Raw genomic sequence first — 22,218 nt, forward strand, 5'->3', positions numbered from 1 at the left:
CGGGAACAAGCGGCATCCAGGCTCGCGGTCGTTGAGCTTGACCAAGGGTCCCGTTCTGCTTCCCCGACTCGTTTCGCTTCAGTGATGGCGGCGAAGGGTCCGGCGAGCGTCGTTCATTCGTTGTCGGACCCCTATGAGAGGATCGGGGCGTGATTGAGAGCGACGTGCCTTCCCGCCACAAGTGGCTCCCGTTGGCACTCCCTGTGCTCTTCGGTGTAGAGCCGGTGGTGTCAGACCCGTGGCCGTCGATCCGGGAAGCCGTGGCAGCCTTCGCCGCTCAAGCTGGAGTCATCCGCGATCAGGCACTGCTCGACGAGGCCGAGCTCGATGGTATCGACTCCGCCCTAACCAGTGCCGACAGCGGGTCATGGGCAGCCTGGCAAGAAGCAACCGAAGATTTCAACGCGCCGATGCGCGTTGTCCTGATGGGGCGGACGATGGCCGGCAAGTCATCGCTCCTGTCGGCGCTGTCTGGCTCACATTTCGACAGGATCGGAGACGGTAGTCAACGATTTTCACGCGATGTCTTCGTTGCGACCCCGCGGGCGTCCGACCGCATCGAGGTCGTCGACACGCCTGGCGTCGGCGCACGCGATGGAGCCGAAGACTACGATTTGGCGTTCAGCGCTGCGTATGACGCGGATCTCATCTTGTGGGTCGCGAGTAGCGACTCAATCCAGGAAGAGACAGCGCGTGCGCTTCGCCTCCTCGGTGTCATCGGGAAACCGATCATCGTCGTTCTCAACTGTCGCCAGTCCCTCAAAGGTGTCGGCCGGCTGAACCTGCTGAAGTTCCCTGAGCGCGTCTTCGGACACCGCGAGGGACTGGTCGATGATCTTAGGCGTCACATGGCAGCAGTCGCCGTCGAGCCTCTCGACGTGGTCTACATGCACGCGCTCGCTGCGACCGAATCGTTGGCACACGGTGGTGAGATCGACGTTGAGCTCCACGAGGCGAGCCGCATCGATGACCTCACCGATGCCCTGAACCGCGAGTACTCCAGTCACTGCGAAAGCCGTCGAGCGCTGAGGGTGGTCGACGGACAGCGCCGAAAGGTCGACAGCCTCATGCTTTCGTTGGCGCAGGGATCGACCACCCGCCGCGCGCAGGCAGACCACAATAGGAAACTGAACGAGGACATTCAGGCGCGGCTAGCCCGCGTTGTTCGCTTAGCACGCGAAGGCATGGTCTCCGACATCGCAATCGCTGTCGGACGACGCCGTGACTTGCACCTCTCGTTGACAGACTTTGGAAAGTCGCTCCAGCAGGCTTGGGAGAAGGAAATCGATGCGTTGCAGGCGGAGCTGAACGAGCCCTGGACGCCAGGTTCTCGCAGTTGAGGGCTGAAGTGGAATCGACGATCAACGAGGCAGACACCGAGTGGGCCCGTGTCTCGCCGGACCAGTTCGCCTTGCGGGATCTCACCGGATTCGACTCAGTACTCGGGAACCGTTTGGCGCGCGCGGGAATCGCGGCAGTGGGTGTTGGTGCCGCCTTAGCCGGTGCCAAATTGGGCGCTGTGATCGGGTTGAATCTCGGGCTGGCGTCCGGCCCCGGAGCAATCGTCACGACCATCGTCGGCGGCATTGTTGGAGCAGGCGTCGGCGCGGCAGTGAATCCCCTCAAGGGACTCGTTGACAGCTGGATCTTGGGCCAAGACGGTGTGTTGCGGAAACGACGTGACCAGGTGGCTGGGCAGATCGGGCCACTTCTCGACGAGCTCAAAGGCAATTACGAACGGACCGTCGACGAGCGACTCGACGTGCTCCGTGGCCGCCTTGCCAGTGCGCGCGCTCAGAGCGACGACCGCTCGGCAAGACTAGAGTGGTTGGCGGACCGGTCGACTCAGCACAGCAAGGGCTTGCATGCGCTGATTCGAGAGTTGGACAAGGAAACGACGTCAGCCTTGCTTCGAATCTCGGGCCGGGAACGGCTGGCACGATCCCTGAAGCGGGCGACACGGGTGCCTGGGGTCTGCATCCTCGCCGAGTTCAAGGACGCTGCGTTCTCGGAGGCATGGCTGTACCCGCCAGACATCGGGGAGAGATTGGCCGGCGGAAGGGCCCCCGACGCTGGCGGCGAGGCGGCAGGTGCGCTCTCCTACACACTCGGCCTTGTCGACGCGCCAGCGCGCCTATCGAGGGCAGACGCAGCCTCCGCGACCATCTGCGTGGACGATGCTCTCCCCGCAGCCATCACGGAGACATGGTCTTACGCGTTGACGTCCCACATCGGCAGAAACATCCGCATAGAGAGCACCAGAAGGACATCGGGGTTATGAGCGTGAACCTTTTCAAAGAATCGTCCGCCGCTACCAGGGAGCTGGGCAAGGAGCTTCGCGGCATTCTCGGCGAACTCGATCCTGCGGTCGCGCAACCCCTGCTCGACCGTCTGTCGGTCGAATCCCACTCAACTCCACTGCTGGTGTTCACCGGGCAGTACAGCAGCGGCAAGTCGACTCTCATCAAGGCGCTCACCGACGGCGCCGCCAGCGTCGTTATCGGATCGGGTGTGACCACCGACGCCGTGGAAGAGTTCGACTGGGAGGGCGACGTCCGCCTTGTAGACACCCCAGGCGTGCATGCAGGCCGCCCGCACCACGACGACCTAGCCGAAAAGGCACTCCAAAAGGCCGATCTCGTGCTATTTGCAGTAACGGTCGAGCTCTTCGACGATGTGCTCACCGAGCATCTCCGAGACGTTCTCGGCCGACTCGGCAAGTCCCAACAGACACTCATCGTCGTCACCAAGGCAGGAACGATGGAGGCCGACGAAGGTGTGCGAGATAGAGCAATCAAGGAAGCCCTCGGCTCGTTCGAACAGATTCCATGGGTTGAGTGTGACGGCCAGTATTACCTCGACGGACTTGACCTTGCGGCATCTGATCCCACCGCCTCGAACGCCTTCATTGAGGCGTCGGGTTTGGGTAGCGTCGCAACTCTCATCAACCGCTTCGCTAGCCAACAGGGAGAGCTGGGCAAGCTGAGTCAGCCGCTGCAGCTCATCGGCGCGCTTGCCTTCGAAGCATCTGCCGACCTCACAGATGACCCCAATGAACAGGCCGCACTCACCGTTCTTGCCAGACAACGTTCTGCGCTTTCCAAGAAGCGGATCCATCTCGACAATCTGCTCGAAGCGCGCGCAGCGCAGTTCCGAGCGCATGCGGTGCGCGCCGCCACGCAGTTCGCCGACAGCATCGAACGCGACGAACAGAGCCGGGCCGAGGGCACCCTGGAGGAAGCCTCGGACGAGCACATGACAGCACTCAACGACAACCTCCGCGCTGCCTTGGATCGGTTTGAGGATGAAGTACGTCAAGTGCTCGAAGTCCAGTTTGACGACCTCGCCTCGGAAGTCCTGGAGATCGAAGCCTCTCCCTACGGCCGCATCTCGGTCCGACTCGGTGACCAGGAAGCCAGCGGCTTCGACGCGCGGCACGTGGAGGTTCGGCCAGGGGGTTCTCCGCTTCCCCCTCCGCCAAGCTGGGCAGGCGACCTGTCGAAGTACCTCAAGCAGTTCCACGAGTTCTGGGGTGCGGGTAGCGGTACGAAGGCAGCTGCAGGCAGCACTGGACACAAGATTGTGCTGACAGTCGGTAAGGCATTCGGTAAGAAGTTCAAGCCCTGGGAAGCAGTGCGGACCGCTAACAAGATCGGAAGAGTTGCGAAGGTCGGCGGGGTCGCAATCTCTATCGGACTGGAAGCGTACGGAGTAGTTGCCGAGGAGCGGTCGGCCGTCAAAGAAGAGCAGGCACGGGCAGAGCGTCGCCGCAGCATTACCCATGAGGTATTGGCCCAAGCAGACGGGATTGTGGCTGATGCGCTCCACGCAGTCAGTTCCAACTTAAAGGACACTTTCGGGCCGGAGTTCCGACGCATCGACGCGATGGCTGACGAGATCGATGGGGCACGCGCAACGCGATCCGGTCTGCTAGATCGGCTTATCTCCATCCGGCAGCGGGCAGAGACCGCGGTAGCCGCGCTGTCCATCTCGAACGGCCCCCTGGCCGCTGGATCGGCAGCAGGTCTAAGCCCGCAAATAGTCCGCTAGATACTCAGCCGAGACCACCAACGGCCAACTGCGTCCAACAGTTCCGAGAGTGCGTTGTCCAACAGTTCCGAGAGTGCGTTTTCGCAGTTCAGGTCAGCTAGCGGCCCTACTCCGAGTCGACCAACGACTGCCAGGGGCCTTGAGCAGCACGTCGAAGTCGGAGAGGCAGAAGCAGCCCACGCGCACGTTCGCGCCCGCCGAGGCAAAGGCGACACCATTGCGCACCATCGCGCGCCGTGAATCGCGCGCCCGACATCCCGAACTAAGCTGTTGGTGCAGCGCACTAGCCTGCAGCAACACCCGGCACCGCAAATTTGGAGCACCGATAAATCGATGAAGGCTGATTCGCCCCACTGGAAGGTGATGGGCCCGCCTGCGACGCCCGAAGAGGCGGCCGCGCTCGAGGCCTTCCGCGAGGTCCTGCCCGACGACGGGCGCACGACTGCGTGGGTCAACCTGACCTTTATCGACCTGAACAACCGAACTGCCGAGGTCGATGTCCTGCTGTTGACTCCGGTCGGTTTCTTCTGCGTGGAGCTCAAGGGCTGGCACGGGACCATCACCGGCGACTCGCAGCGCTGGTACCAGCCGGGCAAGACGCACCCGAACCCTTTCCTAGTCACCGACCGCAAGGGCAAGCGCCTCGCGTCGCTGCTCAAGTCGTATGCTTCGAACGCGCATATGGAGCGCGCTGTCCCGTGGGTCAGCCCTCTTGTCGTGCTGCACGGCCAGGGATCCACATTTGCGGTCGATGCCTCGGGCCGCGCTGGCGTCGTCAAGCTTGATACGTACAACGTCACCTCCAAGCCTCCCCTGCAGCGGCTAAGCGAGTTCCTGGCGACGCCGCCGGCGAACCCGAAGGATCTCATCGACCCGCAGCGTGCCCAGCTCGTGCGGCACCTCTGTGACAAGGCGGACTTCCGTCCGACTCCAAAGACGCGGATGGTCGGCGACTACGCGGTCGCTGACTCCGACCCGGTGGCCGAGGGCGTCGACTGGCAGGACGTGATTGTCACGCACCCGAACCTGCCCAAGTTCAGGCAACGGCTTCGCTTGTATGACGTACCGCCCAAAGCGTCCGCGTCGGAGCGCAGGCGTATAGAGCAACTTGCCCAGCGCGAATACCAGCTGACCTTCGGCATCCGCCACGAGGGGATCGCGGTTCCCCAGCAGTTCCTAGTGACCGACGACGGTCCCGCTCTCGTCTTCGAGTACCAGGATGCTGAACGTCCGCTCGACGCCTTCCTCGCCGACAAAGGCGCCGCGCTCACGCTTGACGACCGAGTCGCCATGGTCGAGCAGCTCGGGGACATACTCCGGTTCGCGCACAACCGCCATCTGTTCCACCGTGCTCTGTCACCTCAGCGGGTGTGGGTGCGGCCCTCGCCGGCCGGTCCCCGCCTCGAAGTGCGTGATTGGTACTCGGCGCAGAAGGACCGCGAAACGGCCACTTCGACAAGCTGGACCGTCATCAGCCGCGGCGTGACGGACTTGCTCGGCGTCGCCGGCGCCGTAGACCTCGTGTGGCTCGCGCCCGAGGCACGCCAGTCGCTTACCGACGTGCCCGGTGCTCCCTTGGACGTCTTCGGATTCGGAGCATTGGCGTTCCTGATCCTGACAGGCAAGGCACCGGGGACGACAATTGTCGAGGTCCAAGAGCTCCAGCAGCAGGCCGGGCGGTTCGATCCACGGGCGGTCACCGCAGCCCTGCCCGACACGCTCGCCGAGATTGTGGCCGATTTGACCTCCGTAGACGAGGCCGCGCGCCCCGCTTCTGTGGCGGACGCGCTGGAACTGGTCCGCATCGCCTGGGACGAGGTGCGCCGACCTGACGACGACGTCCCGCCGCCGGAGATCGAGGATCCGCGCGACGCCCAGACTGGGGACATGATTGGCGAACGATTCCTCGTGGTCGGTCGCCGCGGCGAGGGCTCGTCGGGCGTTGCCCTCGCGGTGCTGGACGACGCCGCAAACGACGACAAGGAGCTCATCCTCAAGGTTGCACGCGACGACGCGGCCAGCCGCAGGCTCGACGTCGAGGGGGAGGTGCTCGGCGGGCTCGAGCACCCGCGCGTCGTCCGGCTTGTCGAGAGGCTCGAGCTGGGTGGCCGCAACGTCCTGCTTATGTCCGACGCCGGCAAGGAGACCCTCGCCACGCGTCTGGTCAAGGAAGGCCAATCGACTTTGGAGCAGCTGCAGCGCTGGGGCACCGACCTTCTGGAGGCCATGGCCTACCTGGTCGACGTCAAGGGCCTCTTCCACCGGGACATCAAGCCCGCGAACCTGGGCATCGCACCTGACCCTGGCTACCGCAAGCCCCACCTGACCCTGTTCGACTTCTCGTTGGCCCGCGAGCCGCTGGACAACGTTTCCTCCGGCACGCCCGGCTACCTTGACCCGTATCTGGGCAATGGTCGGCGCACTCGTTACGACCGGGCTGCCGAGCTGTGGGCAGTCTCCGTGACGCTGTTTGAGATGGCGACCGGCGTGTTGCCCTGGTGGCCCAACGGCGCGAGTGCACCGGCCGGCACGGCCGACCGGCCGGTGGTCGAGCCGACGTCGTTCGACCCGGCCGTGGGCGCCCCTCTCGCCGAGCTTTTCCGTAAGGCACTGTCGCCGGACGTCAAGGAGCGGTTCGGCAACGTCGAGGACCTCCTGCACGCTTGGAGTGATGTCTTCGCAAGTCTCGCCTTGGACGTCGACGCCCGGCAGAAGGATGACGAGCTCGCTTCCAAGGTCACGCTCGAGACACCGCTGGAACAGTCCGGTCTATCAGCGCACGCACTGTCCGCCCTGCGTCGCCTCGATGGCGTCGTGACGGTGGGCGACGTGCTCGGCGTGCACCCGGTCAAGATCAACGGCATTCGGGGTCTGGGGGAGACCTACCGCAAGGAGATTCAGGCACGAATCGCGCAATGGCGCACCGCACTGAGCCCCGCCGAGCCCTCTCCGGGCGTCGAGGTTGCGCTCGGTGTCGACCGCGTAGTCGACAACCTGCTCGAGATGCTGCCCGCAGCGGATAGGCCGCTCGCGCACGGCCTCCTCGGCCTCGGCGACGACGCCCAATGGCCCACGGCGGCCGAGGTCGCGGCCAGCTTTCAGACCACGCGCGACCGCGTCACGCGCATGCTCGACGACGCAGTCGGCGAGTGGTCGAAGGACAAGCGGTTCCTCGCTGCATGCAGCGAGCTGACCAACATTGTCGCAAACGCCGGGCGCGTCATGACCGTGCCCGAGGCGGTCGCCGCACTCCTAACCCTGCGCGGATCCACGCTCGACGGCGCCGAACGTTCGACCTACGGCACTGCACTTGTGCGGGCGATCGTCGAGCTCGACGCGCGCGGCACCCATCCCGTCTTCGTGCTGCGCCGCCGTGCCGGCGCCAAGGTCGGCCTTCTGGCACTTAGCGAACACGCCGTGACCCCGGAGGACGGCGGAGTCGCCCCGTCTGCAGACCTGCTCTCCGATCTGGCCGGCGAGCTCGGCAGCAAGGCCGATGACCTGGTTGCCGGGGGCATCGTCGCCGCTAGTACGGCGACAACCGCGCTCCGCGGTGTCGTCGACGACCTCGACGGTGCTGGCCAGTGGCAGGTGACCGACGTGCGCCTCCTGCGATTGGCCGCGGCTGCGAGTCAGACGGCGGCAGTGTCGGGGTTCCAGGAGCTGTACCCGCGGGCAATGCCCATCAAGGAGGCCCTGGAGCACGCGATGCGTGGCAAGCCCGGACGCTCTATCAGCCAGATGGCGGTGCGGCGCACGCTCAGTTCGCGGTTCCCGCGCCTGACCGAGCCGCTGCCGAGCTCCGACCGGCTTAACACTCTCATGCGCGAGCTGTTCCCCGAGCTGGTGAACCGGAACGGGCTTTATGAGCCCAAGAGCACCGCGCTGTCCACCACGGGCACGGTCTCGACGACTCAGTTCGCGCCCACACCTGCCGCCGAGGTCGCGCGAAAGCTCACTGAGTCGATATACAGGCATTCGGCGCTCACTCTCACCGTCGCGCCCAAGCGGTACGTCGTTGCCGGGAGGGCCTTGGCCTCAAAGTTCGACATCGATGTGCTCGACGTCGCCGAGCTCGTCATCAGCGCTACCAAGGAGCAGATCGAGAAGGCCGGCGGTATCTGGAGCGGTCTGCTCGGCTATGACGCCCTGGGCCATGACAGCAAGCAGTGGAAGGCGCTCGAGGGTGTCGTCCAAAGGTCGGTCGAACCGGTGTGGGCAGAACGACTCAGCTCGCATCGGCCGCTTCTGCTGACCAACGCCGGGCCGCTGGTGCGCTACGGCATGACCTCGCTGCTTGCCACCATGCTGGATACCGGCACGCGGCGGCCTGCCGCCCGCTGGCTGCTGGTCGCCAAGGCCGGCGACGCCCGCGCCCCGCTTTTGGAAGGCCGGTCGGTACCGCTGGGCCCGAGCGGCTGGATAGATCTTCCGCGCGATGTGGCCCAGCTCACTAACTACACCAACGAACTTCAGCGCACTAATCTTGGAGACCATGCATGATCGACTCTTCTGCCCTCCTTGCCGCCCTCAAGGTACAGCTGCGGACGTTGCAGGCCGACCTGAAGGAGCGCGCCGACGACCCAACCACCACTTGGGGCGCCGCCCTCCAGGGGGAGCACGCCGAAGCATTGCGCCGCGAGCGCACGGGGCTCCCTTGGAGTGTGTGGCGCGACAACGAAGTCGATCAGGCGGCCGTCGAATGGATCGTCGCTACGACGTTCGTCCGCTTCTGTGAGGACAACGACCTGCTCGTCGGCGCCACGCTCGACGGAATGCCCGTCCAGGTCGGCTGGATCGCCGGGCCCGGCGACCGTATCCTCCGCGCACGCGAGAACCAGACCGCCTACTTCCGCGTCAATACCAGCCACCACGACCGCGACTGGCTCCAGCAGTCCTTCCGCGTGCTGGCAGCCCAACCCGCCGGAGCATCTCTTGTCGACCCCCGGCACAACCCGGTCTGGACCGCAGAGATCAGCGCCGAGGCTGCAAAAGGCCTCGTCGACTTCTGGCGCCGCACTTACGACGACGGCGCGCTGGTGCACGACTTCACCGACCCCGGCCTGGACACCCGTTTCCTCGGCGACCTCTACCAGGACCTGTCCGAGCACGCAAAGAAGACTTACGCGCTGCTGCAGACGCCGGTGTTCGTCGAAGAATTTATCCTTGATCGCACCCTTACCCCCGCGATCGCCGAGTTCGGCGTCGGCGGGCTCAAGCTGATCGACCCCGCCTGCGGATCCGGTCACTTCCTGCTCGGAGCGTTCGAACGCCTCAACCAGCAGTGGGCCACCGACGCTCCCGGCATGGACCCCAAGCAGCGTGTGCGCAAGGCGATGGACTCCATCCACGGCGTCGACCTCAACCCGTTCGCCGTCGCGATCTCCCGATTCCGCCTAACCGTCGCGGGAATCCTGGCCGCAGGCGAGAAGTCTTTGGTCGGCGTAGAGGAGTGGGGATTCCATTTGGCTATTGGAGACTCGCTTCTCGGTCAGCAAGGCGTCACCAAACCTCTCTTTGGCGACGACACTTATACCTATGCCACCGAGGACCTCGCTGAATACATCGACATCCTCAAGCCCGGGCGGTACCACGTGGTCGTAGGCAACCCGCCCTACATCACCGTCAAGGACAAAGTCCTCAACCAAATCTACCGAGAGGCCTACAAAACGGCGGCAGGCAAGTATGCGCTGTCGGTGCCATTCATGGAACTATTCTTCCGTCTCGCGATCAAGGGTGGAGCAGGGCAGGGTTCCGGCCACGTTGGGCAGATCACGTCCAACTCGTTCATGAAACGTGAGTTCGGCAAGAAAGTCATAGAGGACCTCTTCGCTGGCTATCACATCGACAATCCTGTCGACCTGACCCACGTCATAGACACTTCAGGCGCCTACATCCCAGGCCACGGGACGCCAACCGTCATCCTAATCGGACGACGACGCCGGCCTGTCGCAGGCGATGTTCGGGCAGTCCTCGGGGTTCGTGGTGAGCCGGGACAGCCCGAGGACCCGTCGAAGGGGCTGGTCTGGACCGAGATAAACGCGAACATTGACAGCCCGGGCTTCGACGGCACCTACGTAAGCATCGTCGACCTCGCCCGCGAGACCCTGTCGACATTCCCTTGGTCGCTTAGCGGCGGTGGCGCGGGGGCGACGATGGCAATGATCGAGGGTGCGGCGGAGGGGAAGCTCCACGCGTATGTAGAGTCAGTCGGGTTCTCTGCCATTACTGGTGACGACGAATTTCTGACTGCGCCGTCTCGTATTGCGGCCCGACTCCGCAACGAAGGTGCACCGCCATTCGTCCTGGGCGATGAAATACGCGACTGGTGCGCGTCGGAGTCGCTTGTTAGTCTCGTGCCGACGGCACTCGACGGTGTTGAGCTGGAGCCATCAGTGGAGTTGGCCAGATTTCTCTGGCGAGGGAGGGCCGTGCTCTCCAACCGAAAGTATTTCGATAAGACGCCGAGCCAACGCGGTCTTCGATGGTTCGAGTACGCGATTCAGTTCCCGGCTAGAAACGTGGCTCCTCGAAAGCTGGTATTCGCGTTTGTGGCGACCCACAACCACTTCGTGCTCGACCGTGGCGGGAAGGTCTTCAAGCAGTCCGCGCCAGTGATCAATTTGCCGGACGACGCAACCGAGGAACAGCACCTCGAGCTGCTCGCCGTGCTAAATAGCTCGGTGGCGTGTTTTTGGCTCAAACAGGTCAGCTATCCGAAGGGCGGTGACCCAGTCGGCGATGACGGTGCACGCGTCAGCGCCGAGGGCTGGAGTGATCGCTTCGAGTTCACAGGAACCAAGCTTCAAGAGTTTCCGCTTCCGTCGAAACTGCCGGGAGACCGGGGAAAGCTCCTGGACCAGCTAGCTCAGCTGCTCGGTGCCGTTTCGCCTCGGGCTGTCATTTCTGCCTGGTTGGCCGACAGTGGAGGACTTGATCTGGGAGAACGCATCGCGGCGGCTCGACGAGAATGGGCCGAACTGCACCGTCGCATTGTGTTCGAACAGGAAGAGCTTGACTGGGAGACATACAGGCTTTACGGCCTCGCCGAAGAGGAAATGACGTATAGCGGATCGGCCACGGATCAGATCGTTCCGGGGCAGCGGTCCTTCGAAATTGCGCTTGCTCGCCGTGTGGAGGACGGCACAGAACTGAGCTCCTGGTTCTCTCGGCATAGTTCCGTGGCGCTGACCACGCTGCCGACCGTATGGTCGGAGGAATATCGGGACGTCGTGGAGAAGCGTCTTGAGCTGATCGAGGTAGATCGGAGCATACGCCTGCTCGAGCGCCCGGAGTACAAGCGTCGGTGGGCGACTGTTCCATGGGACAAACGGCTCCAGGATGCGCTGGAAGCTTCTATTCTCGAATGCCTCGAGCGGGTAGAACTTTGGCGCGACTACCAGGGTCCGAGCACTCGTTCGGTGGCTCAGCTGGCGGATTTATCGCGAAACGATGACGTCCTGCTCGAACTCGCACGAGCTCTGACCGGCAGTGCCGAGCCTGATCTCGCGGCGGTCATCGGTTCACTTGCGCCGATGGAAGCTGTTCCCTATGTCGCTGCGTACCGGTACAAGCCCTCGGGACTGGAAAAGTTTAGCGAGTGGCAGGCTATCTGGGACCTGCAGCGGCGCGAGGACTCGGGGGAGAAGGTCACAATCCCGGTTCCGCCGAAGTACTCGACGCCGGACTTCCAGAAAGTTGAGTACTGGAAGGCCCGGGGCAAGCTCGACGTACCCAAGGAACGGTTCGTACTGTATCCGGGCGTCGGTCGCGAGGGAGACAACAGCCTCGTGCTCGGCTGGGCCGGCTGGAGCCACCGTGACCAGGCGGTCGCGCTGGTCCGCGAGATCATGAACCAGCAGGCCCTCGGTGCGCCTAACGAAGCCCTGGTACCCATGGTTGCCGGGCTTGTCGAACTGGAGCCGTGGCTGCACCAGTGGCACACCGAGCTCGAACCGGAGTTCGGGTCCAGTGCGGCGCAAGCGGTCACCAGCCAGATCGACCAGCTCCTAGCACAGTTGGAAATGACCCGCGACGATGTGAACGCTTGGCGTCCGCCGGCGGCGGCGCGGCGACGTCGCAGCGCTTGATCGACCTTGGATTCACACGCCGCAGTAGACGAGAAGCGACCTATTTGATGAACGGAAATTCCCACCGATGAGCACCCACACCACAGGCGCCTTGGCTATGATGTTGCGCGATGCGATTCACGTCCCCGAGGCCGTCCATGATGACGACTTCGTCATGCGCATCCACGAGGGTGTTCCCGCCGCTGAGCAGACCCTCAAGGACTACGTAGTCACGGAGAAAATCTCCGAGGCGTTCGGCGAGGGTCTGACCCTTGTGAAGTCCGCGCTAACTCGCGGGAACGCCAAGGGTGCGTTCATCCACGGCTCGTTCGGTGCTGGTAAGTCGCACTACATGGCCGTGATGCACTTGCTCCTGACCGGGAACCCGCACGCGCGGGCGCTGGAGGGGCTGCAGACTGTCGTCAGCGAGCACACCGATGTCTTATCCCGGAAGTTTCTAGCAGTCGACTACCACCTCATTGGTGCGGAGTCCTTCGAGAGTGCTTTGTTCTCGGGGTACATAAACACCGTCAAGGCGAAGCACCCGAAGGCTGCCGCCCCAGTGCTCCACCAGAGCGCCCTTTTGTTCCAGAATGCCCAAGGGCTGCGGGCGCAGATGGGAGACGAGCTCTTCTTCTCGAAGTTTGCGGCTGACGTCGACCCCGTGCTCGGTACCCTGAGCGAGGGCGGGCTCGCCGCCCCCGAGCTCGACGCGGCCGCCAACGGCACGGCGAGCGACCGCGACCGGCAGGCGGTGGCCGCGAAGCTCGTGGAGACCTACTTCCCGGCCTATACCTCCACCTCCGCCTGGCTGCCGATTGACCAGGGCCTGCGGATCATGACCGCCCACGCCAAAGACCTAGGCTACGACGGACTGGTCCTGTTCCTAGACGAGTTGGTGCTGTGGCTGGCCAATCACCTTCGTGACTCCGCGTTCATCCAGAACGAGACCTCCAAAGTGGCCAAGCTCGTCGAGACCGGGTCGGGGCAGATGGCGATCCCGATGATCTCGTTCGTCGCGCGGCAGCGAGCGCTGAAGGAGTTTCTTGGTGGCGGCAACGTCGGCGCCGAGCAAGTCGCGCTGGAGGACTCGTTCCAGTGGTGGGAGGACAGATTCGACAAGATCACGCTCGCCGCGGCCGACCTTCCAGAGATCGTCAACAAGCGTCTGCTGACCCCCATGTCGGAGGCGGGCAAGACGGCCTTGGCCGCTGCCGTCGCCCGCGTGCGTGCCAACCCGACGGACTGGAAGCATTTGCTGACGGATACAGCAGGTTCGGGCGCCGTCGACTTCGAGAAGGTCTACCCGTTTTCCCCAGCGCTCGTGGACGCCATGGTCGCCCTGTCGGCGATCATGCAGCGGGAGCGCACCGCGCTGAAGATCATGAGCGAACTGCTGTACAGGGGGCGTGATGAGCTCACTGTGGGCGACGTCATCCCGGTCGGCGACCTGATCGACGCCGTCGTGCTCGGCGATGCCAAGCCGCTGACGGACGATATGGTAAAGGTCTTCGAGGCGGCAGCCGCGTTCTACCGCGGCAAGATGCGCCCGTACCTGATGGACAAGCACCATGTCAGCGGGGCAGACCTTCGGACGCTCGACCGGGACCACCCATTCCGCCGCGAGGACCGCCTCGCCAAGACCCTCCTCGTTGCGGCGATCGCCCCAGGGGCCACATCGCTGAAGGACTTGACGGCGTCCAAGCTCGCCGCGCTCAACTTCGGCAGCGTCGTGTCGATGTTCGGAGGGAATGTGTCAGGGCAGGTCGTGACACTGGCCACCGAGTGGCAGGGCAAGTTCTCTGAGATCACAGTCGGCTCGACCGCGGACCCGGTGATCAGCCTGCAGCTCACGGGCGTAGACTTCGATGCCATCCTCGCGCACGTCACGCAGGAGGACTCCCACGCGAACCGCCGTCGAGTTATCCGCGACACCCTCGTCGCAGAGATCGGCGCCGCCGCCACCGGTTCGTTCGCGGGCGAGTACACGCTCGACCACGTCTGGCGTGGCCAGAAGCAGACAGTCGACGTCGTGTTCGGGAACGTCCGTGACAAGGTCGCGCTCCCCGTCGAGGCGCTTAAGGCGTCGGACGGGCGTTGGAAGCTCGTAGTCGACTTCCCGTTCGACGACATGGATGACCGCGGACCGTCCGACGACGTCGAGCGCATCTACACGCTTCGGCAGGAAGGCATCCTCACCGACACGATCGCGTGGGTGCCGCACTTCCTGACCACGCAGCGCATGGAGGACGTGGGCAAGCTGGTTCAGCTCGAGTACCTGCTCACCGGCGACCGGTTCGACCAGTACGCCGCGAACCTGCCGGTGAACGACCGCGAGCCAGCACGCCGGTTGCTGACGGGACAGCGCGATTCGCTGCGCAGCCAGCTGGCCGCGCTCCTGCGCCAGGCCTACGGCGTCGACGCCAAGAACGAGGAGAACCTCGGGACCTTTGTCGCCGGGACCAACTTCGTCACTCTAGCCGACGGGTTTACACCGACGCAGCCCTCAGTAGCGACATTGCGCGACGCCGTCGCCGGCGTGCTCGGTTCCGCTCTGACCGCCCGATACCCCAAACACCCAGAGATCGAGCGCGGCGTCGAGGAGGTCCGCCGGGCTGAGCTGAACGCCGTGCTGGACCTGGCGCGCAAAGCCGTGGACGCCGGCGGGCGTCTGGCTGGCGTTGACCGGACCACCGGAACTCGCGTGCGTCGCGTGGTTACCGCTTACGGCGTCGGGGCCCTGCGCGAGACCACCTACGCGCTGGACGCCCAGCACTTCGCTTTCTTCGACGAGTTCACCCGCGCCGCGGGCACCGACGACGTGTCCGTCGGGACTCTGCGGGGCGTGCTGGCGGAGCGTGGCATGACGGCCGACGCCATGGACCTGCTGGTCCTGGCGTGGGCGAAGATCACCGACCGCGAGTGGTACCGGGCCGGCGCCCGCACATCCGAGCCAGGCATCGGTTCTCTGACCGCTGACATGCTCCTGCGCGAGCCCGCGCTGCCGTCCGAGGAGGAGTGGCAGGTCGCGCTGACCCGCGCCAAGGCGCTGTTCGGCGTGGGAGCCGACGAGTACCACCTGTCGACCGCCGCGCTGCAGCGCGTGACCGACGCGCTCATCGGCAAGGTCCGACCAGCGGTACACACGACGGAGGAGGCCGCAGCAGAGCTGTCCGCTCACTTCGAGACACTTGGGCTGGACGAGACCATGGCGCGGTGGCAGACGGTGACACGGGCACGGGATCTGGTCGCCCTCCTTCATGCGTCCGATGGGCCGCTGGCGCGGATCGAGGCTCTTGCCCAATTCGACCTCCCTGCCGAGTCGCAGGCCATCGCCCTTTCGATCAGTGCGTCCGGCGACCTCGTGGCCGCCCTGCGCGGTGCGAACTGGGGGCTCATCGACAGGCTGCCCGCACTCGGCGGCGACCGCGCGGCCCGTGCGCTGGCTCAGCTGCGAGAGATCGCAAGGCAGGCAGAGCTGCACGCCGCGCTCAAGCCGGCCCTCGACGCTGCAGCGGGCGAGGCGACCGAGGCTCTACTCGACGATCCTAACGAAGTCGAGCGGCGCCGTCGGGACGAGGAAGAGCGGCGTCGCCGGGAGGCGGAAGACGCACATCAGCGAGAAGAAGCGGAGCGAACAGCTGCTGAGGAGCGCGCGGCTCGTGAGGCGCAGCTCCTGCGTGAGCGAGAACAGCTTGAGACCCAGCGTCGTGAGCAGGAGGAGCGCGAGGCGGAGATCGCTCACAAGCTCGCCGAGCTCAACCGGATCCGTCTGGAAGATGAGGAGCGTCAGCGGCAGCGGACAGCTGAGAAGAGCCAGCTTGTCGCACGCGTCGTCGAGGTCCAGGAAATCGGGAGGAAGATCAGCGACGAGCTGGCCAATCCAGTTCAGGGCAAAAAACTACGGGTGAGCTGGAGGTGGGAGTGATCAGCGCCCCGACCGAAGTGACCCGCGCCGTCGCCGTCTCTGAGGCGCTTGTGCGGTCACGCGCAGCCGAACTCATCGCCAAGGGCGGCGACTCGCGCGTGCTCGTGATGCGCGCCCAGCCCCGCTGGCACAGCGGGAACCTGACCATCGAAGGTCGACGTGTACGGGTGGTCGAGGGCATCTCCCAGCTGGCGATACTCTACGCCTACGCCTCACAGACCGACGACGAGTACTTGGTAGTGCTCACCGACCGACCACGCTCCGATCTCGGCGACACCGTGCTTGCCCGGGCCTACCGGCAGCAGATCGAGGACCCCGATGAATGGGGAAGTGTTCCGGCATTGTTCGGCGGAGCGCGTGAAGTCAGCCGCGAGTTGCGCCGGCTTGACTGGGCGGCCACTGCTCTGCTCGACCACGAGCCTGCAGGGGGGTGGGCGCCGTCGACCGACCTCGCCGTGACCGCCGAGCACGCCATTGGCGGACTGCTCGCGCACATGCTGGAGATGGACTCGGGCGACCTCGACGGCGTCATCATTCTCAGCGCGCTGAGCAACGGGTCTCGCGCTTCCTGGTCTGCGGTGGAACCGAAGCTACAAGACCACCTGATCGAGTGGGCTGAGCGGGAGTACGGCACCGCCGCCGGGTTCGCGCTTCGCACGGCCGCCGTTCCGGGCGGGCTCGTCAAGCCCCTCGCGCTCGGGCTGGCCATCGACGTGCTGTGGCCTCACCCTGCCGGCGATCTCACCGAGGAGCTGGTTGCCGCGCGCACCCGGTTGCTCGAGCGCTACGTGGGCGGCCGATCTATTACACCGCTGCAGGCGCGGGAGATCGCCAATGCCTCGGTGTCCGCTGTGCTGCGCCTGTCGAGAGAGGGTGACCCCGAGGGGCGGCTGGGCGTGGTACTCGACCAAGCCGAAGCGCTGCTGCGCGATAATCTGGGCTGGCCCACCGGCGCGGAGCGGTCGGCGATCCTGCGCCCCGGATTCACCGCTCGGCTACGAGCCCTCGGGCAGTCGCTCGACGTCGGGGCGGGGAGCGAGGAGGCACTGGCGGCGGTGCTCGAGCACCGCGAAGCAAGCCTGGACGGATACGACCTCCCACCGCGGATGGCCGTGCGACTTGCCCGCTGGTTGGCCACCAAGGAGCAGGAGGTGCACACCTTCGGAGGTGACCTGCAGCGGCAGCTCGACGATGGCGCCTGGGTCGATGCGGCCCTCGGCGTGCTTTGGAGCGGTTCTACTGACGCGCAGGTGGGCGCCGCGTATGGGCGGCTGATCGAGCGCGTGCGCGCTCGGCGCCGCACGCGCGATGAGGCAGCCGCGACGCACTTGGGTGACTCGCCTGCGGAGCGTTCGCTCGCCGAACAGGCCGAAGGACCGGCGGTCGGAATTGAAAACGTTCTTCGCGCTGTCGTCGACCCGTGGAAGTCCCACGGCGGCGTGCTCCTGGTGGTATTGGACGGGATGAGCGCTGCAGTCGCCGTCGACCTCGCCACCGAGGTTGGGCGTTCGGGGCTCGTCGAGTGGGTCCCGGCCGCCACCAAGCGCCGACTTGCTGCGGCGGCTGCGCTGCCGACTGTGACAGGGATCTCACGCACGAGTCTGTTGTGTGGCGAGATTCGGGGTGGCAACTCGACGACGGAGAAGGCCGGTCTCGGAGTGGCGTTCCCTGGCGCGAGGGTGTTCCACAAGGGCGAGCTGCGGGCCACAGGTGGGGCCCAACTCGGGGAGATCGTCGCGTCGGCGATCGCCGACCGGACCGTCCCCGTAGTCGGCGTGGTCATCAACGCCATTGACGATGCGACGCACAAAACCGACACCGCCGGTCGGCCTTGGGCCCTGGGGGACCTGGAGCCGCTGCGGGCGCTGCTCAATGCCGCGTCGATCGCCGGACGCGCCGTCGTGCTGACCTCCGACCACGGCCACGTGGTCGAGAGGCAGACCGAGATGCTGCCCGCTGTGGCTGGCGGAGATTCGCGCTGGCGACCAGCGAATTCGGGTCCTGTCCGAGATGGCGAACTGCTGGTAAGGGGGCCGCGCGTCGCGCTCGACGCAGGCGAGGCCGTCCTCCTGTGGCGTGACGACTTACGGTACGGGGCGGCTCGGGCCGGTTACCACGGTGGTGCGTCTTTGGCCGAGCTGACCGTGCCGGTCCTGGTGTACCAACGATCGCTGGCGCTGTCGGCGCCAGACGGATGGGAGGCTGCGCCGCCGCAGGCGCCCGCATGGTGGAACGACCCGGTCATCGAGACGCCGTCCGCGCCTGCGGCTTCTCCAGCGAAGAAGGCGCACAAGAAGCCCACCGTCGGTAAGACGCCGCCCGCGTTGTTCGAGTTCGACGAGCCGCAGACTCCCGCGGCGGCGAAGTCGGACGACCTCGTTACCCGAGTGCTCGGGTCGTCGGTCTATTCCGAGCAGATGGGGCTCGCCGGGCGCGCAGCTACCGGCGCCGGATCGCTCGTGGAAGCGGTGCTGCGCATGCTCGTGGACCGCGGTGGGCGAGCGCACCAGGACACGGTCGCGTCGGCCGCGGGACTGTCTTACGCTGGCATCGGGCAAGGGCTGTCTGTGGTCAAACGCGTCCTGAACGTCGAGGGCTACGACATCCTGTCCTACGACAGCGATGGTGAGACCCTGCGGCTCGACATCGACCTGCTCAAAGACCAGTTCGGAGTGGTGTGATGGCGGATGTTGCGATCAGCCAGCGGCGGCGCAGGGAGATCATCAACGCCCTGCGCCGCGGCACCGTGCCGCAACAAGGGCTCGACGTCATGGCCGTGGGGCTCGGCAGCTTCGAGGCCGCGATCGATGCCGAGCTGGACGCAATCAAGCACGGCGCAGCTCAGTTCAAAGCCGTCCGGGGTGAATACGGTTCCGGCAAGACGTTCTTCTCCCGCTGGCTCACAGAGCGGGCCAAGAAAATGAACTTCGCGACCGCCGAGATCCAGATTTCTGAGACCGAGACGCCGCTCTTCAAACTGGAGAAGGTCTACCGGCGCATCGTCGAGAACCTTTCGACGCCTACCGTCTCCAGCGGAGCCCTCAGCGACGTCATTGACGGCTGGCTATACGTGCTCGGACAGGATGTCCAGGCCGCCGGACCCGCTGACGCGGCTGACCTCGAGCTTCGGACGGACGAGTTGCTCGAGAAGCGCCTCGCATCGGTGTCGAAGGAGGCACCCGCGTTCGCCATGGCGCTGCGGGCCTACCGCCAGATGAGTACGAGCGCGAAGAATGCCGAGGCGGATGCCCTTCTGGCGTGGTTAGGTGGCCAGCCGCATATTTCTGCCAGCGCTCGCCGGTCGGCTGGCGTGCGAGGCGAGCTCGACCACTTTGGCGCCCTCGGGTTCCTCCAAGGGCTCCTGACCGTGCTGCGCGACTCGGATTACGCGGGGCTCGTCCTCGTCCTGGACGAGGTCGAGACACTCCAGCGAATGCGATCCGACGTGCGCGAGAAGTCCCTTAACGCGCTGCGCCAGCTCATGGACGAAGTCGATAGCGGACGCTTCCCGGGCCTGTACCTCCTCATGACGGGGACGCCGGCCTTCTACGACGGCCATCAGGGCGTCCAGCGACTTCCGCCACTCGCCCAGCGTTTGCAGACCGACTTCGCCACCGACGCACGATTCGACAACCCGCGGGCGACGCAGATCCGCCTGCGTGGGTTCACACTTGAGTCGTTGGTTGAGCTCGGCAGCCGCGTCCGCGACATCTACGCCGCGGGGACCGAGCATGCCGAGCGCATCCACGCGGTCGTGGACGACACCTACATCGCTGACCTCGCCGGTGCAGTCGCTGGTGAACTGGGTGGCCGGACGGGGGTAGCGCCTCGCGTATTCCTCAAGAAGCTGGTGGCCGATGTACTCGATCGTGTCGATCAGTTCCCGGACTTCGACCCGCGCAAACACTACGATCTCACGCTCAGCGTCTCCGAACTTACCGACGTCGAGCGGGAAGCTCAGACACGCGGTGCCCTGCCCGCTGCGTCGTCGGTCGACGACGTCGACATAGGGTTCTAGCGCCGTGACAAGCGGCACTAGCCTCGACGAGGCCATCGAGTACCACGTCGTCAACTCGCTAGGCTGGTCCAGCCTGCGCCCTCTGCAGGCCGCCTCCGTCGAACCCGTGCGATCGGGCGCCGACTGCGTGCTCATCGCACCCACGGCTGGCGGCAAGACTGAGGCTGCCGTCTTCCCCCTGCTCTCGTCGGTGGTTCAGGAGCAATGGCACGGCCTGTCCGTCCTCTACGTGACACCGCTACGGGCGCTGCTGAACAACCTGCACCCACGTATCACCAAGTACAGCGACTGGCTTGGCCGCCGCGTCGGACTATGGCACGGGGACGTCGGCGACACCGCGCGCAGGCGCATCCTCGCCGACCCGCCGGACATCCTGCTGACCACACCCGAGTCACTCGAAGCGCTGCTCGTGTCGCGGCGCGTCGAGCACGACCGGTTGTTCTCGGGGCTACGAGCCATCGTCGTCGACGAACTGCACTCGTTCGCGTCCTCTGACCGCGGATGGCACCTGCTCGGCGTTCTGGCTCGCCTGGAACGGATAGCCGGGCGCCCGATCCAGCGGGTCGGGCTGTCGGCGACGGTCGGCAACCCGGAGCAGATCGGCCGCTGGCTACAAGGTGGCGAGGCCGCGACGGGGCCGGGGGAACGGGAACTTCGGGTGGTCTCCGAGGAGACAGCGGCATCTGCGCCCGAGCCTGAGGTGATGCTCGACTACGTGGGCTCGGTGGCCAACGCAGCGAAGGTCGTCGCGGCACTCCACCGCGGCGAGAAGCGGCTAGTCTTCTGCGAGTCGCGCAGGGTCAGCGAGCAGCTTGCGTTCGAGCTGCGCACGTTTGGCGTCGAAACGTTCGTGTCCCACTCGTCGCTCTCCGCAGAGGAGAGGCGCCGGTCAGAGCAGGCATTCGCCGAGACTCAGAACACTGTCATAGTAGCCACATCGACGCTCGAGCTAGGGATCGACATCGGCGACCTAGACCGCGTCATCCAGATCGACGCCCCACGAACTGTTGCCTCATTCCTCCAGAGGCTCGGGCGAACGGGACGCCGACCAGGGACGAGGCGCAACACGTTGTTCCTAGCCACCAGCCCGGACTCGTTGCTGGAGGCCGCAGGGCTCCTCCTTTTGTGGACGCGCGGCTTCGTCGAGGATGTCACGCCGCCACCACACCCGCGACACCTCACCGCCCAGCAGCTTCTGGCACTAGCGCTGCAGGAAGGCGCCTATGGGGCCAACACGTGGCGGGAGTGGTGGGGATCGTTGGGACTGATGGACGAAGGCGATGAAGTGCTCGCATATTTGCGAAACGAAGGTTTCCTCGTCGAGGACGGCGGACTGCTGATGATTGGGCCGGCCGCCGAGAAGTCGTTCGGCCGGCGCCACTTTATGGACCTGCTCAGCTCATTCAACGCCGAGAAGGAACTGCGCGTGATGAGCGGGAACAAGGAACTCGGGTTCATTTCACCGCTGGCGTTGCCACGCGAGGGCTCTGACAAGCTCGACGCCAAGCCCATCCTCATGAATGGTCGGGCCTGGCATGTCGAGCAAGTGAACTGGGAACGGTTCGAAGTCCTTGTCAGCCCGGTGACCCACAAGGGCGACGTCCGGTGGCAAAGCGACGCAATCGCGCTGTCGTTCGAGATGATGCGAGCGCAACGGGATGTGGTTCTCGGCGAGACGCCAGATGTGCCGCTGTCACGGCGAGCGACCGAGCGGCTGGAACTCGTCCGCCATACGCGGTTCGACCAGGTCTCACGGGACGGGCTCGTCCTCGAACGAACGGGGCACGACTCCCACCTCTGGACCTGGGCGGGGCTCAAGGCCAACGAGACACTGCGAGCTGGCCTGGGAGGAGTGGAGGGGCAGTCGTACAACGACGTCATGGTCCTGCGCGGTGCGGGCGATCTGGGGCGGCTCGCAGAGATCTCGTTCGACGACGTGGTACCGCGCATCCCTGTGGAGATGGTGGAGAACCTGAAGTTTTCGGCGGCGCTGCCAGAAGCGACGGCTATCAAGACGCTCTCGGAACGGTTCGCCGACGGGGCAGGTGCAGCAGCGGTTGCAGCGGATCACATGACACGCATGGCCGATCGGAGCGATTCCTGAACAGGGTGCGGCACCGTGAATGAGCCCTTTGCGATTGCGCGTGGCAGGT

General features: G+C 65.2%; 9 protein-coding genes. All 9 read left to right on the top strand.

Going from position 1 to position 22,218, the window contains the following annotated elements; all coding sequences use genetic code 11:
* Nucleotides 1-149 precede the first annotated feature (149 nt).
* On the top strand, nt 150-1,340 hold the full coding sequence (locus QF036_RS05340; RefSeq protein ID WP_307099882.1) for a GTPase: 1,191 nt from the start codon (nt 150-152) through the stop codon (nt 1,338-1,340).
* Entirely contained in the window at nt 1,337-2,281 is a 945-nt protein-coding gene (locus QF036_RS05345) for a hypothetical protein (RefSeq protein ID WP_307099883.1), read from the top strand. The genes QF036_RS05340 and QF036_RS05345 overlap by 4 nt, the downstream gene beginning before the upstream one ends.
* The gene (locus tag QF036_RS05350) at nt 2,278-4,050 is read left to right on the top strand and encodes a GTPase (RefSeq protein WP_307099885.1); all 1,773 of its coding nucleotides are present in this window, start codon (nt 2,278-2,280) and stop codon (nt 4,048-4,050) included. The genes QF036_RS05345 and QF036_RS05350 overlap by 4 nt, the downstream gene beginning before the upstream one ends.
* Nucleotides 4,051-4,383: 333 nt before the next feature.
* Nucleotides 4,384-8,553 (top strand): BREX system serine/threonine kinase PglW, encoded by a 4,170-nt coding sequence (gene pglW, locus QF036_RS05355; protein ID WP_307099888.1) that lies wholly within the window; start codon nt 4,384-4,386, stop codon nt 8,551-8,553.
* Complete coding sequence (pglX, locus tag QF036_RS05360) at nt 8,550-12,140, top strand: BREX-2 system adenine-specific DNA-methyltransferase PglX (RefSeq protein ID WP_307099889.1); 3,591 nt, start codon at nt 8,550-8,552, stop codon at nt 12,138-12,140. Before pglW ends, pglX begins: the two co-directional genes overlap by 4 nt.
* A 67-nt stretch (nt 12,141-12,207) precedes the next feature.
* Nucleotides 12,208-16,047 (top strand): hypothetical protein, encoded by a 3,840-nt coding sequence (locus QF036_RS05365; protein WP_307099892.1) that lies wholly within the window; start codon nt 12,208-12,210, stop codon nt 16,045-16,047.
* Nucleotides 16,044-18,728, top strand: coding sequence for a BREX-2 system phosphatase PglZ (gene pglZ / locus QF036_RS05370; RefSeq protein ID WP_307099893.1), 2,685 nt, complete (start codon nt 16,044-16,046; stop codon nt 18,726-18,728). Before QF036_RS05365 ends, pglZ begins: the two co-directional genes overlap by 4 nt.
* A complete protein-coding gene (gene brxD, locus QF036_RS05375; protein ID WP_307099895.1) occupies nt 18,728-20,065 on the top strand; it encodes a BREX system ATP-binding protein BrxD in 1,338 nt (445 codons plus the stop codon). Before pglZ ends, brxD begins: the two co-directional genes overlap by 1 nt.
* Before the next feature lie 4 nt (nt 20,066-20,069).
* A complete protein-coding gene (locus QF036_RS05380; protein WP_307099896.1) occupies nt 20,070-22,169 on the top strand; it encodes a DEAD/DEAH box helicase in 2,100 nt (699 codons plus the stop codon).
* Nucleotides 22,170-22,218 lie beyond the last annotated feature (49 nt).

This window comes from Arthrobacter globiformis (genome assembly GCF_030817195.1).
Classification (GTDB): Bacteria; Actinomycetota; Actinomycetes; order Actinomycetales; family Micrococcaceae; genus Arthrobacter; species Arthrobacter globiformis_D.